The following is a 13,433-nucleotide window of genomic DNA, read 5'->3' as shown; positions in this document are numbered from 1 at the left end:
TGTTGCATCAAGGGTGTTGACGGACAATGCGCGTTTTGCGCGGGTGGGTGGTAAGCATGACGGCGGAACGGGAAGAGCGGCTACTGGCACGGGTAGAGGACGCTTTTGGCGTCATCAGCGTGTATGAAGTCGACGACTACCGCTTTCTGGAATTCGGCGATGCCATCGAGCAGAGCTGTGTGTTCACGGCCGACCCCAGCTGGCTGGAGTACGACTACACCCGCGCCATGCTGGTGGGGGCGTTGTGCCATGAACAGCCGGAGAGCGCGCTGTTTCTTGGCCTGGGCGCCGGCACGCTGACCCAGGCCTGCATGAAGTTCCTGCCACTTGAAGACATCGAGGCCATCGAGCTGCGCCCGGACGTACCGCGCCTGGCCATGGAGCACCTGGGCCTGGATGATGACCCTCGGTTGTACGTGCGCATCGGTGATGCCATCGAGTTGCTGCCCACGGCGGAGAAGGCCGACCTGTTGTTTGTCGACCTGTACACCGACCATGGGCCGGGCGTGGGGCACCTGGCATGGAAATTCCTGGAAAACTGCCAGCAGCAACTGAACCCGGGCGGCTGGCTGGTAATCAACCAGTGGGCTACCGACGACGGCAAGCCGCTGGGCGCGGCATTGCTGCGCGGGCTGTACCATCGGCATTACTGGGAGCTGCCGGTGAAGGAGGGTAATGTGATCTTGCTGGTGCCGGCTGATCTTGAGCAGGTGCTGGATCTGGAGGGGTTGCGTGCCCGGGCCGAGGCGCTGGCGCCGCAGCTGGGTTATAGCCTGGATGGGTTGATCAAAGAGATTCGGCCAGCAACTTGAACGCCTGACGCGGCCATTTGTGGGAGCGGCCTTGTGTCGCGATAGGGCCGCAGAGCGGCCCCGGCAATCTATGCGGCGTGGCTTAAATCCTGGGGGCGCTTCGCACCCCTTTCGCGACGCAAGGCCGCTCCCACACAGAGCGGGTGAGGCTTCAGGGAATTATCGATTCAGCGCGGATTGGTTGATGGCCCGATAATGGCCTTGCCCCCTGAAAATATTCCTCACGGTTGCCGCTATTTCAGGTATAGTACGCGCCGGTCTTTTAGCGGACCTCAAAATCAGGTGGTGCAAATCCTCCGAGTCCAGCTTCGGCTGCGCGTCCGCTAGGCGGACCTTCCCAAGTTTTCTTTTTCAATCGTTTTCGCAAATCCCCGCCGCCAAAGCTGCCTGGGTGACCTGACGGTCTTTCAAGGCATGTGCAGCTTTGGAGCATGGGTCTTTGCGGATGCACCTAGAGGCAGACCCATGACCCAGGAAACCGGCGGCTTCGCCGCTCTCGATCTTAATCCGAACATTGTTGCTGCTGTTGTGGCTACCGGCTACGAAGAGCCGTCCGCCATTCAGCAACAATCGATCCCGATCATCCTCGCCGGTCACGACATGATCGGCCAGGCGCAGACGGGCACCGGCAAGACCGCTGCCTTCGCCCTGCCGATCCTCAACAAGATCGATGTGAGCAAGCGCGAACCGCAAGCCCTGATCCTGGCGCCAACCCGTGAGTTGGCGCTGCAAGTAGCTACCGCTTTCGAAACCTACGCCAAGCAGATGCCGGGCGTGAACGTGGTTGCCGTATACGGTGGTGCCCCGATGGGCCCACAGCTGCGTGCAATCCGCAACGGCGCGCAAATCGTCGTCGCCACCCCGGGCCGCCTGTGCGACCACCTGCGTCGTGACGAAAAAGTCTTGTCCACCGTGCAGTACCTGGTACTGGACGAAGCCGACGAGATGCTGAAGCTGGGCTTCATGGATGACCTCGAAGTGATCTTCGACGCAATCCCGGCTACCCGTCAGACCGTACTGTTCTCCGCAACCCTGCCGTCGTCGATCCGTTCGATCGCCGAGCGCCACCTGCGCGAGCCCAAGCACGTCAAGATCCAGACCAAGACCCAGACCGTAACCGCGATCGAGCAAGCCCACCTGATGGTCCATGCCGACCAGAAGATCCCGGCTGTGCTGCGTCTGCTGGAAGTGGAAGAGTTCGACGCACTGATCGCCTTCGTGCGTACCAAGCAAGCCACCCTGGACCTGGCCGCCGCCCTGGAAGCCAAAGGCTACAAGGCTGCCGCGCTGAACGGCGACATCGCCCAGAACCAGCGTGAGCGCGTGATCGACTCGCTCAAGGATGGCCGCCTGGACATCGTCGTCGCCACCGACGTCGCTGCCCGTGGTCTGGACGTACCGCGCATCACCCACGTGTTCAACGTTGACATGCCGTACGACCCAGAGTCCTACGTGCACCGTATCGGCCGTACTGGCCGTGCCGGTCGCGAAGGCCGTGCGCTGCTGCTGGTCACCCCGCGTGAGCGCCGCATGCTGCAGGTGATCGAGCGTGTAACCGGGCAGAAAGTTGCCGAAGCCCGCCTGCCGAATGCCCAGGCCGTGCTGGATGCCCGCATCAAGAAGCTGACCTCGAGCCTGGCGCCGCTGGTAGCCGAAGCAGAAGCCACCCACGGTGAACTGTTCGACCGCCTGACCACCGACCTGGGTTGCAGCGCACGTGCGCTGGCTTCGGCCTTGCTGCGCAAAGCCACCAATGGCCAGGCGCTGGACCTGGCTGCGGTAGAGCGTGAGCAGCCGCTGGTGCCGGGCGTTGGTGCCCCGCGTGGTGAGCGTCCTGAGCGTGGCGAGCGCCCTGACCGCGGTGACCGCGAGCGCCGTGCGCCGCTGCCGCTGGCCGAAGGCCGTGTACGTTGCCGTACCGCCCTGGGTGCCCGCGACGGTATCGCTGCCAAGAACCTGCTGGGCGCGATCCTCAACGAGGGTGGCCTGGCGCGTGATGCCATCGGTCGCATCCAGGTTCGCGACAGCTTCAGCCTGGTCGAGCTGCCGGAAGACGGCCTCGAGAAGCTGCTGTCCAAGCTCAAGGACACCCGCGTAGCTGGCAAGCAGCTGAAGCTGCGTCGCTACCGCGAGGATTGATCCTGGCGCTATAAAAAAATCCCCGGCCCAGGTCGGGGATTTTTTTTGCCTGTACCGGCCCTTTCGCGAGCAAGCCCGCGAAGAGGCCCTTCAGTCGAACCGATATATATCCATCCCCAGCGCCCCTAGGGTAAACCCCTGATGCACCACGCCAAACCTGCTCCCAGCCCCCAGGGCAAAGAACAGCGGCAGCAAATGCTCATCACTGGGATGGTTACGCACGGCATGTGGCGCCTGCTTCCGGTAATCCAGCAATGCCGCTTGGTCATCTTCCTGCAGCCGCTCCACCACCCAATCCCTGAACGCCAGCGCCCATGGCTCGATCACATCCGGCCCTGCATGCCAGTCCAGTTCCCCCAGGTTATGGGTGATGCTGCCCGAACCCACCAGCAAGATGCCCTCGGCACGCAAGTTCGCCAGCGCCTGGCCCACCTTCACCTGCAGCGCAGGCCCCATGTGGCTGGGCAGGGAAACCTGCACCACGGGAATGCTTGCGTCCGGGTACATCAGCGACAGCGGCACCCAGGCGCCGTGGTCGAACGGCCGCTGGGCGTCCAGCCGGGCTGGCAGCCCGGCAGCCTTCAGCAACTCGCTGACCTGGCCTGCCAGGGAAGGCTCGCCCGGCGCCGGGTATTGCACCGCATACAATGCCGGTGGAAAGCCGTAGAAGTCGTGCCAGGTTTCTGGCTGTGCACTGCTGGTTACCAGCAGTTCACGGCTTTCCCAGTGCGCTGACACCACCACGATTGCCTTGGGGCGTGGCAGGCTGTTGGCCAGCCCGGCCAAGGCCGGCCCGCTGGCACCCGGGTGCAGGGCGAGCATGGGCGAACCATGGGAAATGAACAGGCTGGGCAGCATGGCAAGGTCCTGAAGGTTAAGATGCACTCATCTTCGGTCAGAAACTGATCGATATCCATCGCAAGTTTTACGCGTTTTCTATCGGTTTACTCGATAAACAAGGAGCAACCATGGAGCCAGCTTTCTGGCACAAGCGGTGGGTCGATAACCAGATCGGCTTTCATCAGGGGCAGGTCAATTCGTACCTGCAGGCGCACTGGCCGTCACTCGGCCTTGAGTCTGGTAGCCGAGTGCTGGTGCCGCTGTGCGGCAAAAGCCTGGATTTGATCTGGCTGGCCGGGCAGGGGTACCGAGTGTTGGGTGTGGAGCTGTCGCGGCGCGCGGTAGAGGATTTCTTCGGCGAGCACGGGCTTGAAGCCGAGGTGCAGCAGCGCGGGGACTTCGAAGTTTGGCGCAGTGGTGACGTGGAGCTGTGGTGTGGTGATTTCTTTGCGTTGCGTGCGCAGGATATAGGCGACTGCGTGGGGCTGTATGACCGGGCGGCGCTGATTGCGCTGCCGGCGCAAATGCGCGCGATGTACATGCAGGCGCTGACGGCTTTGCTGCCGGCCAATTGCCGGGGTTTGGTGGTGACCCTGGATTATGATCAGTCACTGCTGCCCGGGCCGCCGTTTTCAGTCGGGGACGCAGAGGTGCGGCAGGGGTTTGCAGGGTGGCAGCTGCATGAGCTGGAGGCGGTAGAGGTGATTCAGGAGAGCCCCAAGTTTGTGCAGGCCGGGGTTTCCAGTCTGTTGGAGCGGGTTTACCGGCTTGGCCGGTAATACGAAAAAGGGCGACCAAAGTCGCCCTTTCTGTATTACCCGATGGATCAACCGCGACGGCGCAGGGCCTCGATACGGTCTTCCAGGGGCGGGTGGCTCATCAGCAGCCCGGCCAGGCCGTGCTTGAGGCCACCGTTGATGCCAAAGGCCTTCATGGTGTCTGGCATGTGCACTGGCAGGCCTTGTTCCACGCGCAGGCGCTGCAGGGCGCCGATCATGGCCGAGGTGCCAGCCAGTTGCGCACCGGCTTCGTCGGCGCGGTACTCGCGGCGGCGCGAGAACCACATCACGATCATGCTGGCCAGGATGCCCAGGATCAGCTCGGCAACGATGGTCGCCACGTAGTAGGCAATGCCTTGGCCTTCTTCGTTCTTGAAGATGACCTTGTCGACGAAGTTGCCGATGATGCGTGCGAAGAACATCACGAAGGTGTTCACCACGCCCTGTACCAGCGCCAGGGTGACCATGTCGCCATTGGCCACGTGGCCGATTTCGTGGGCCAGCACCGCCCGCACTTCATCGGGCGAGAAACGCTCCAGCAGGCCCTGGGACACGGCTACCAATGCGTCGTTGCGGTTCCAGCCGGTGGCGAAGGCGTTGGCCTCGTACGCCGGGAAGATACCCACCTCGGGCATTTTGATACCCGCTTCACGGGAGAGCTCTTCGACCGTTTGCAACAGCCACTGCTCGTGGCGGGTGCGCGGCTGGCTGATGATCTGGGTGCCGGTGCTCATCTTTGCCATCCACTTGGAGATGAACAGCGAGACGAGGGAGCCGGCAAAGCCGAACACGGCGCAGAACACCAGCAGGCTGCTGAGGTTCAGGTCGACCCCGTTGGCGGCCATGAACCCGTTGAAACCGAACAGGCTCAGGGTAATGCTTGCAACCAGCACCACCGCAAGGTTGGTGGCCACAAACAACAGAATGCGCATCATGGTTGTTACGTTCTCCTGACGGATGAATTGTCGCTTACTGCGGGGTATATAAGGGGCCTGTCGCGCCGATTCAATCGGCCGACTATTTCAAACTGTGTACGGCGGAGTATGGCAGAGGATGACGCGGGAGCTGTGGGATAGAGCGTTGCAGGATGTAAGAAACACCCTGTGAGAGTGCGAGGGGCTGCTTTGCAGCCCATTCGCAGCACCAGGCTGCGCCTACAGGAGAACGCGTACACCTGTAGGCGCAGCCTGGTGCTGCGAAGAGGCCATCATTTACTGCGAATACGTCCGCAGGAAATTGCCGATCCGGCCAATCGCCGCTTCCAGGTCATCCACCCGCGGCAAGGTCACCACGCGGAAGTGGTCCGGCCACGGCCAGTTGAACGCCGTACCTTGTACGATCAGCAGCTTTTCCGACAGCAGCAGGTCCAGGGCGAACTTCTCGTCGTTGAGGATCGGGCACACCTTCGGGTCGATCCGCGGGAAGGCATACAGCGCACCCATCGGCTTCACGCAGCTTACACCCGGGATATCGTTTAGCAGCTCGTAGGTACGGTTGCGCTGCTCCAGCAGGCGGCCTGGCGGCAGCACCAGGTCGTTGATGCTCTGGTAGCCGCCCAGTGCGGTCTGGATGGCATGCTGGGCCGGCACGTTGGCGCACAGGCGCATGTTCGCCAGCATGTCGATGCCTTCGATGTAGCTGAGCGCGTGGTGCTTGGGCCCGGAGATGATCAGCCAGCCGGAACGGAAGCCCGCCACCCGGTAAGACTTGGACAGGCCGTTGAAAGTCAGGCACAGCAGGTCTGGTGCCAGCGAGGCGGTGCTGATGTGTACCGCTTCATCGTACAAAATCTTGTCGTAGATTTCGTCGGAGAACACCACCAGGTTGTGCTGGCGGGCCAGCTCCAGCATGCCCAGCAGCAGCTCCCTGGAGTACACCGCGCCGGTCGGGTTGTTCGGGTTGATGATCACCAGGGCCTTGGTGTTCGGGGTGATCTTGGCCTTGATGTCTTCAAGGTCGGGGAACCAGTCGGCCTGCTCGTCGCACAGGTAGTGCACCGGCTTGCCCCCGGCCAGGCTTACGGCGGCCGTCCACAGCGGGTAGTCGGGGGCCGGGATCAGCACTTCGTCGCCGTTGTTCAGCAGCGCCTGCATCGACATGACAATCAGCTCGGAAACGCCGTTACCGAGGTAGATGTCCTCAATGGTGACGCCTTCGATTTCCTTCTGCTGGCAGTACTGCATCACGGCCTTGCGTGCGCTGAACAGGCCTTTGGAGTCGCTGTAGCCCTGCGCGGTGGGCAGGTTGCGGATCACATCCTGGAGGATTTCATCGGGCGCCTCGAAGCCAAACGGCGCTGGGTTGCCGATGTTCAGCTTGAGGATGCGGTGGCCTTCCTCTTCCAGGCGCTTGGCGTGCTTGAGCACTGGGCCGCGAATGTCATAGCAGACATTGGCGAGCTTGTTCGATTTGCTGAACTGCATGATGGGATCCCGATATGAGAAAACGCGCTACGCCCCGCCGAAAGGTTTGTAACGGCAGGAAGCGGGTGCCAGACTGAACGCCTGGCACACGAAGCCAACTAATATACGTGCCACCCGCGCCCCGGAAAAGACGGCGCGAGGTGAAATTCAGCCTGCCGAGGTTTCCATATGCAAAAGATCGAAAAAACCCTGGAGCAATGGCGGTCGATGCTCGACCCCGAGCAGTACCAGGTATGCCGCCTAAAAGGCACTGAGCGGCCGTTCAGCGGCAAGTACAACAGCGAGCGCCGAGACGGCATCTACCATTGCATCTGCTGCAACGCGAAACTGTTCGATGCGCAGACCAAGTTCGATTCCGGCTGCGGCTGGCCCAGCTTCTACGCGCCGATCGAAGACAGTGCGATGATCGAGATCCGTGACACCTCCCACGGCATGATCCGTACCGAAGTCACCTGTGCCCGCTGCGACGCGCACCTGGGCCACGTGTTCCCCGATGGCCCGCCACCGACTGGCCTGCGCTACTGTATCAACTCGGTGTGCATCGACTTGCGCCCGCGCGACTGACCGGAGCCCTGACATGGCTGGATCGATGCTGGACATCCCCTGCGTGACCCTGGGCGGCGAGCAAAAGAAGCTCGGCGACTTCCCGGGCAAGGCGTTGCTGGTGGTCAATACCGCCAGCCAGTGCGGCTTTACCCCGCAGTACAAGGGCCTGGAGCAACTGTGGCAGGCCTACCGCGAGCGCGGCCTGGTGGTGCTGGGCTTTCCCTGCAACCAGTTCGGCAAGCAGGAGCCGGGCGACGCGCGGGACATTGCGCAGTTCTGCGAACGCAACTTTGGCGTGAGCTTCCCGCTGTTTCGCAAGGTCGAAGTCAACGGCCCAGGCACCCACCCGTTGTTCGTCGAGCTCAAGCAGCGCGCACCGGGCATTTTGGGCAGCCAGAAGATCAAGTGGAACTTCACCAAGTTCCTGGTCGACCCGGCCAGCGGCCAGGTGTCGCGTTATGCACCCACTACCAAGCCACAGGCCTTGGCAACAGACATCGAGCGCCTGCTTAGCCGCTGAGCGGAACCCAGTGGTCGATCAGCGCCAGTAGCTCTTCGCGGCGAAATGGCTTGGCCAGGTAGTCGTTCATGCCCGCGGTCCGGCAGCGCTCGCGCTCCTCGGGCATGGCGTTGGCGGTGAGGGCGACGATTGGCAGGTTGGGCCAGCGGCCGCTCTGGCGGATGCGTCGGCTGGCTTCGTAACCGTCCATCACCGGCATGTTGCAGTCCATCAGCACCAGGTCGAAGTCATCCCGTTCCAGCTGCTCCAGGGCCTCGGCGCCCTGCGTGGCCAGTTGCACCTGGCAGCCGAGCTTGGCCAGCATGCCCTTGGCCACTAACTGGTTCACGGGGTTGTCTTCCACCAGCAAGATGCGCGCGCGGCCTGCCTCCAGGCTGATGGCCGGGCTGGCCAGCGGGTGCTCGGGGTCGAAGCCTTGCAGGGTGCGGCGCAGGGTCTGGTACAGGGCGTTGCGCGCCAGTGGCCGGGCCAGTTGATGGAGTGGGGCGAGGGCGGCGGATTGCTCGCTGGACAGGAAGTTGCCGTAGGCGGTCACCAGCAAGATGGGGGTTTTCAGCGTTTGGCGCAGTTCGAACAGGCGCTCTACGTCGTCGGTGATCAGCAGGTCCATCGCGGTGGCGGCTAGCGTCGCGCTGCTGTCATGCCGCTGGTAGGTCAAACCCCAGGCCGGCAGCAGGCCCTGTAACAGTTCGTTGAGCCCGTTGCCTGCATCGCTCAGGGCGGCCACACGCCCATGCAGCGGCAACGGTGCGATGGCTTCAGTGTGCACGACCAGCGGCAGCTCGGCGCTGAAGCAGCTGCCAAAGCCCGCTTCGGAGCGAATGTGCAAATGGCCTTGCATGGCCTTGCACAGGTTGCGCGTCAGCGCCAGGCCCAGGCCGGTGCCGCCGTACTGGCGGGTGATGCCGGCGCCGGCCTGGGTAAACGGCTGGAAGATCCGTGCCTGGGCGTCTTCAGGGATGCCGATGCCGGTATCACGCACCTCTAGCCGGACACCGCCGACGATAGTCACCAAGCGCACATCGACGCGGCCGAAGCGGGTGAACTTCAGCGCGTTGGACAGCAGATTGCTGACGATCTGCCGCACCCGCGTGGGGTCGCCGAGCACACTGCTGGGGAAGTCACGGGCAATCAGGCAGGTCAGTTCCACGCTCTGTGCGGTGTTCTGAGACAGCAGGTTGGCGGTGTCCTCCACCATCGAACCCATGTCGAACGGAATGCGTTCCAGCTCCAGCTGGCCGGCATCGAACTTGGACAGGTCGAGGATATCGTCCAGCAACTCCACCAGTACTTTGCCCGAGTCGTGGGCAATCGCCAGTTGCTGGCGCTGCTCGCTGGGTAGCGGGCTGTCCAGGGCCAGGGCGATCATGCCGAGCATGCCGTTTAGCGGGGTGCGGATTTCGTGGCTCATGTTGGCCAGGAACGCCGCACGCGCCTGGGCCATGTCCAGCGCGCGGCGGCGCGCTTCTTCCAGCTCCTGGTTGGACAGGCTCAGGCTGTTGTTGCTGGCCTTCAACTCGTTGGTGCGTGCCGAGACGATGTCTTCCAGTTCGTTCAGGTACTGGGTAAGGCGGTTTTCGGCGGTGCGCCGCTGCTCGATCTCGGTGGCCATGCTGACGAACTGCTGGTTGGCGACTTTCACCAGCACGCCAATTTCGTCGTGCTCGTGGCCGTGCGGGCAGTCCAGGCGGGTTTGCCGGGGTTTGCGCGGGTCGCTGCCGCTGAGCGCGCCGATCACCGTGACCAGTGGCTTGGTCAGCATCATGTAGAACAGCGCCAGCAGAATGCCGGTCAGCACCAGGCTACGGGCAAAACCGTTGAGCAGGGTGATGCCGGCGCGTTCGAGAAAGCGGCTGCCGAAGGCAAAGGTGTCGACGTCCAGGTACAGGGTGCCCAGGTTTTCCTCTGGCATGTGGGTCAGGTACAAGCGTTCCTTGAACTGGCGCTGCTCGCCGAACAGGAAGTCGCTCAGCGGCCGGTAGCGGTGTTGCAGCCTGGGCCGCTCGACGTCGGCCAGCACGGTGTCGTTGTTGTCGATCAGCCGCGCACGGATGATGGCCGGCGACTGCAACAAGCCGCGGGTCAGCTCCAGCGCCAGCTCCGAGTCGATGTTGTAGGCGATGCGCGAGGCCGGGTTGTGGCTGATTTGCAGCAACGCATTCACTTCACGGTTGATGGACGCATCTTCGCTGGCATAATCGATGCCGATCTGGATGAGACTGAGCAATGTTCCCAGGATGAAGCCGACCAGGACTGTCAACCGGGCTTGCTTGTATGACAGGCGATTGGTGAACTTGATATCCATGAGTCCCGAGCCGGTTTCCCGTTGCTTGCGCTGCGCAAGCATAGCCGATCAACCCCGGCTACTGGTGGGTCTGTCACACATTCAGCCTTGATTGCTCAACTGGCTGTACCGGCCTCTTCGCGGCTAAAGCCGCTCCCACAGGTACTGCGCCGTCCTCTGGCCTGGTGCGGTCCCTGTGGGAGCGGCTTTAGCCGCGAAGAGGCCAGCACAGCAGCCTCGAATCTGAATTGTTAGGAGTCGTCATGGACGCTCGCTTGATTGCTTTTCTGGACCGCGCCGAATCGGTACTGGCGCGCCTTGAGCCCCTGTTACCGGCACAGCGCCCGAACATCGACTGGGGCACCACCCTGGCCGCGCGCTGGCAGCGCGATGGCCGCAGCGGTTATCTGCTGCCATTGGAAGTCAGCCTGGACATCCGCCTGACCGACCTGATCGGCGTCGACCAGCAGCGCGACCAGCTGGGCCGCAACACCCACCAGTTCATCAACGGCCTGCCGGCCAACCACGCGCTGCTGTGGGGCTCGCGCGGTACTGGCAAGTCGTCGCTGGTGCGCGCCTTGCTGGCCGAGCATGCCAGCGCCGGCCTGCGCCTGATCGAAATTGAACGCGACCACCTGGCCGACCTGCCACGGGTGGTCGAGCAGCTGCAGAAGCTGCCACAACGCTTCATCCTGTTCTGTGACGACTTGTCGTTCGAGGCCGGGGAGGGCGACTACCGGGTACTCAAAAGCGTGCTCGACGGCTCGCTGGAGCAGGCGCCGGACAACGTGCTGCTGTACGCCACCTCCAACCGTCGCCACCTGGTGCCCGAAAAAGAAAGCGACAACGAAAACTGGAAGCGCGTAGATGGCGAACTGCACCCCAGCGAAGCGGTGGAGGACAAGATTGCCCTGTCTGACCGCTTTGGCCTGTGGCTGTCGTTCTACCCGTTTACCCAGGACCACTTCCTGAATGTTGTCGAGCACTGGATTGGCCAGTTGGCACGGCCTGCCGGGCTTGCCTGGCAGCGCTCTGAAGCACTCGACATCCTCGCCGTGCGCTGGGCCACCGGCCGCGGTAACCGTAATGGCCGTTGTGCCTATCAGTTCGCCCGCTATTGGGTCGGGCTGCAATTGCTGGAGCAAAGTAAATGATCGACCTTAATGCCAGTGGCGCCGGCCTCGACGGCTACCACCTGCTGGCGGCGCAAGTGCAGGCGCTGTTTGCCGACGAGCGTGACTTCATCGCCAATGCCGCACAGTTTTCGGCGTTTCTGTACAACCAGGTGGACGACCTGAACTGGGCGGGGTTCTACCTCAACCGCAACGAACAGCTGGTGCTGGGCCCGTTCCAGGGCCAGGTGGCGTGCGTGCGCATTCCGTTCGGCAAGGGCGTGTGCGGTGCAGCGGCGGCAACGCGCCAGACCCAGCGGGTAGAGGACGTGCATGCGTTTCCGGGCCACATTGCCTGTGACAGCGCGTCCAACAGCGAGCTGGTAATCCCGTTGGTTAAGGCGGGACGGTTGATTGGTGTGCTGGACCTGGATAGCCCGAAGGTTGGGCGGTTCAGCGAGGCAGACCAGGCGGGGCTGGAACGCTTGGCGGCGATCTTCCTGGAGCTGACAGACTGCTGACCAACAGGTTCGCTGTACTGGCCGCTCTCACAGGGCCAGCACAGGCTAACGAATCAGTCGTAGATCACTTTCTTCTTCCAGGTCTCTTCTGCATCGGTCTTGAGCCCGTCGGTCAGTTCGTTGTGCTCGTCCTCCGCAGGTGCCATGCGGTCCAGCACCTGGGCATTGGCCCGCGCCAGCAGCTTTTCCAGATACGTCAGTTGCTCTTCATACACCTTCGGCTCCGGCTGCTTGCGCAGGTACTGCACGCCGCGCTCGAATGCCAGGCGTGCCTGGCCGGGCTGGTTCTTCTGCAGGGCTTGCTGGCCGAGGTTGTTGAAGAACTCGATATGCAGCAGGACCAGGATGTGGCGGATTTCCTTGACCCAGTGCTTGGCTTCAGGCGTGGTCAGGAAGCCTTCCTGGGCCGCACGAGTCACCTGGTTGTGCATGGCCTCCAGCAAGAAGCGCACGTCCTTGGCCTTGATCTCGGTATGGATCGGGTTGGGCGGGTTGTTCACTGGGATCTTTTCGCCCAGGGCAATCAGCACGTCCAGCTCGGCAATGCGCGCCTTGAGTTCGGCATTATGCTTGTCCACCGCCAGCTGGCGCTGGGTAAGGTTCAGCTCCAGGCGGGTGAGCAACAGTTTAAGGGCCGGGGTCATGAACTGGCCCGGGAAGGTCTCGGTGATTTCGCCACAGCGGCGCAGGCGGTCGGCCAGCTCGATCTTGGTCCGGGCGCGTTCCAGCTTGCCGTTCTCGACCACATTGTTGAGGTAGCCGATCACGATCAGCAACGCGATGCCCGCCACGATGAGCAGGGTGATCAGAAGTGGTGTCACCGTTAATGCCTCATTGAAGAAGAATTACAGCTTTGAGTGTAGTGAGTTTGCCAAGGGGCGAACAGCGGCTGTATGCCAGTGCTGGTCCTTTCGCGGCTAAAGCCGCGAGGAGGCCAGTGCAGGATGACTGCTCTCTATATCGACAACCCGCCCCGCATTTACACCCCAACCCACCCGGAAGTCTTTGATTTAAATAAATTTCTACAAAGGGGTTGACGCCTTCCCGATCCATCCATAGAATGCGCGCCACTTGCAGCGTAAAGCACACAGCGAAACGCGGCAGGGAGTGAAAGCAAGCAGTAATGCTTGTAGCGTGTCCCCTTCGTCTAGTGGCCTAGGACACCGCCCTTTCACGGCGGTAACAGGGGTTCGAGTCCCCTAGGGGACGCCAATGCGGGAATAGCTCAGTTGGTAGAGCACGACCTTGCCAAGGTCGGGGTCGCGAGTTCGAGTCTCGTTTCCCGCTCCAGTTTCTCCGGCACTGCTTAACGGCGGGGCAGGAAAAGAAAATCCAGTCTGAACCGTGAGGTTCATGTGCTGGTGCACTGAAAAGTGTTGTGTGTCCCCTTCGTCTAGTGGCCTAGGACACCGCCCTTTCACGGCGGTAACAGGGGTTCGAGTCCCCTAGGGGACGCC

Annotated in this window: 12 protein-coding genes and 3 tRNA genes; 10 read left to right on the top strand and 5 right to left on the bottom strand. The window is 62.4% G+C overall.

The window, feature by feature from the left end:
• Nucleotides 1-56 precede the first annotated feature (56 nt).
• Nucleotides 57-812: a spermidine synthase gene (locus LU684_RS27955; protein ID WP_016485447.1), complete on the top strand. Its 756-nt coding sequence runs from the start codon at nt 57-59 to the stop codon at nt 810-812.
• Between the two features lie 465 nt (nt 813-1,277).
• Nucleotides 1,278-2,951 carry a DEAD/DEAH box helicase gene (locus LU684_RS27950; RefSeq protein ID WP_232895263.1) on the top strand — a complete coding sequence of 558 codons (1,674 nt, stop codon included), beginning with the start codon at nt 1,278-1,280 and terminating at the stop codon, nt 2,949-2,951.
• Between the two features lie 90 nt (nt 2,952-3,041).
• Here LU684_RS27950 and LU684_RS27945 read toward each other — a convergent pair whose 3' ends face one another.
• Nucleotides 3,042-3,809, bottom strand: coding sequence for a DODA-type extradiol aromatic ring-opening family dioxygenase (locus LU684_RS27945; protein ID WP_016485449.1), 768 nt, complete (start codon nt 3,807-3,809; stop codon nt 3,042-3,044).
• Nucleotides 3,810-3,919: 110 nt separating this feature from the next.
• Here LU684_RS27945 and LU684_RS27940 point away from each other — a divergent pair, with 110 nt between their 5' ends.
• Nucleotides 3,920-4,570: a thiopurine S-methyltransferase gene (locus LU684_RS27940; RefSeq protein WP_016485450.1), complete on the top strand. Its 651-nt coding sequence runs from the start codon at nt 3,920-3,922 to the stop codon at nt 4,568-4,570.
• Between the two features lie 47 nt (nt 4,571-4,617).
• Here LU684_RS27940 and htpX read toward each other — a convergent pair whose 3' ends face one another.
• Together htpX and LU684_RS27930 are read right to left on the bottom strand one after the other, a co-directional pair.
• Nucleotides 4,618-5,505 carry a protease HtpX gene (gene htpX, locus LU684_RS27935; RefSeq protein WP_012271122.1) on the bottom strand — a complete coding sequence of 296 codons (888 nt, stop codon included), beginning with the start codon at nt 5,503-5,505 and terminating at the stop codon, nt 4,618-4,620.
• A 276-nt stretch (nt 5,506-5,781) separates the two neighbouring features.
• Nucleotides 5,782-6,993, bottom strand: coding sequence for a pyridoxal phosphate-dependent aminotransferase (locus LU684_RS27930; RefSeq protein ID WP_016485452.1), 1,212 nt, complete (start codon nt 6,991-6,993; stop codon nt 5,782-5,784).
• A gap of 168 nt (nt 6,994-7,161) precedes the next feature.
• Between LU684_RS27930 and msrB the strand changes: the two genes are divergently transcribed.
• The gene (msrB, locus tag LU684_RS27925) at nt 7,162-7,557 is read left to right on the top strand and encodes a peptide-methionine (R)-S-oxide reductase MsrB (protein ID WP_016485453.1); all 396 of its coding nucleotides are present in this window, start codon (nt 7,162-7,164) and stop codon (nt 7,555-7,557) included.
• 13 nt (nt 7,558-7,570) lie between these two features.
• Complete coding sequence (locus LU684_RS27920; protein ID WP_197889057.1) at nt 7,571-8,059, top strand: glutathione peroxidase; 489 nt, start codon at nt 7,571-7,573, stop codon at nt 8,057-8,059.
• On the opposite strand, the gene LU684_RS27915 is transcribed toward LU684_RS27920, so the two are convergent.
• Entirely contained in the window at nt 8,049-10,406 is a 2,358-nt protein-coding gene (locus tag LU684_RS27915; protein WP_232895262.1) for a hybrid sensor histidine kinase/response regulator, read from the bottom strand. The two genes, LU684_RS27920 and LU684_RS27915, sit on opposite strands and share 11 nt — an antisense overlap.
• 200 nt (nt 10,407-10,606) lie before the next feature.
• Between LU684_RS27915 and LU684_RS27910 the strand changes: the two genes are divergently transcribed.
• Nucleotides 10,607-11,497: an ATP-binding protein gene (locus LU684_RS27910; RefSeq protein ID WP_016485456.1), complete on the top strand. Its 891-nt coding sequence runs from the start codon at nt 10,607-10,609 to the stop codon at nt 11,495-11,497.
• Nucleotides 11,494-11,976, top strand: coding sequence for a GAF domain-containing protein (locus tag LU684_RS27905; protein ID WP_016485457.1), 483 nt, complete (start codon nt 11,494-11,496; stop codon nt 11,974-11,976). Before LU684_RS27910 ends, LU684_RS27905 begins: the two co-directional genes overlap by 4 nt.
• 53 nt (nt 11,977-12,029) lie before the next feature.
• Here LU684_RS27905 and LU684_RS27900 read toward each other — a convergent pair whose 3' ends face one another.
• Nucleotides 12,030-12,797 (bottom strand): hypothetical protein, encoded by a 768-nt coding sequence (locus tag LU684_RS27900; RefSeq protein WP_016485458.1) that lies wholly within the window; start codon nt 12,795-12,797, stop codon nt 12,030-12,032.
• Nucleotides 12,798-13,112: 315 nt separating this feature from the next.
• Between LU684_RS27900 and LU684_RS27895 the strand changes: the two genes are divergently transcribed.
• The 3 genes from LU684_RS27895 to LU684_RS27885 all read left to right on the top strand — a co-directional run bounded on the left by LU684_RS27895 (nt 13,113) and on the right by LU684_RS27885 (nt 13,431).
• Nucleotides 13,113-13,188, top strand: a tRNA-Glu gene (locus tag LU684_RS27895).
• Between the two features lie 2 nt (nt 13,189-13,190).
• A tRNA-Gly gene (locus LU684_RS27890) sits at nt 13,191-13,266 on the top strand.
• A 92-nt stretch (nt 13,267-13,358) separates the two neighbouring features.
• A tRNA-Glu gene (locus LU684_RS27885) sits at nt 13,359-13,431 on the top strand.
• Nucleotides 13,432-13,433 lie beyond the last annotated feature (2 nt).

It is taken from the genome of Pseudomonas sp. NMI542_15 (assembly GCF_021283425.1).
Classification (GTDB): Bacteria; Pseudomonadota; Gammaproteobacteria; order Pseudomonadales; family Pseudomonadaceae; genus Aquipseudomonas; species Aquipseudomonas fortuita.
The sequence above is the reverse complement of the archived record's forward strand: the minus strand, read 5'-3'. Positions and strand labels throughout refer to the sequence as shown.

Excerpts from the sequence above, each read along its gene's own strand:
- LU684_RS27955 (WP_016485447.1), top strand. The coding sequence starts at position 57 with ATGACGGCGGAACGGGAAGAGCGGCTACTGGCACGGGTAGAGGACGCT.
- LU684_RS27950 (WP_232895263.1), top strand. The coding sequence starts at position 1,278 with ATGACCCAGGAAACCGGCGGCTTCGCCGCTCTCGATCTTAATCCGAAC.
- LU684_RS27945 (WP_016485449.1), bottom strand. The coding sequence starts at position 3,809 with ATGCTGCCCAGCCTGTTCATTTCCCATGGTTCGCCCATGCTCGCCCTG.
- LU684_RS27940 (WP_016485450.1), top strand. The coding sequence starts at position 3,920 with ATGGAGCCAGCTTTCTGGCACAAGCGGTGGGTCGATAACCAGATCGGC.
- htpX (WP_012271122.1), bottom strand. The coding sequence starts at position 5,505 with ATGATGCGCATTCTGTTGTTTGTGGCCACCAACCTTGCGGTGGTGCTG.
- LU684_RS27930 (WP_016485452.1), bottom strand. The coding sequence starts at position 6,993 with ATGCAGTTCAGCAAATCGAACAAGCTCGCCAATGTCTGCTATGACATT.
- msrB (WP_016485453.1), top strand. The coding sequence starts at position 7,162 with ATGCAAAAGATCGAAAAAACCCTGGAGCAATGGCGGTCGATGCTCGAC.
- LU684_RS27920 (WP_197889057.1), top strand. The coding sequence starts at position 7,571 with ATGGCTGGATCGATGCTGGACATCCCCTGCGTGACCCTGGGCGGCGAG.
- LU684_RS27915 (WP_232895262.1), bottom strand. The coding sequence starts at position 10,406 with ATGCTTGCGCAGCGCAAGCAACGGGAAACCGGCTCGGGACTCATGGAT.
- LU684_RS27910 (WP_016485456.1), top strand. The coding sequence starts at position 10,607 with ATGGACGCTCGCTTGATTGCTTTTCTGGACCGCGCCGAATCGGTACTG.
- LU684_RS27905 (WP_016485457.1), top strand. The coding sequence starts at position 11,494 with ATGATCGACCTTAATGCCAGTGGCGCCGGCCTCGACGGCTACCACCTG.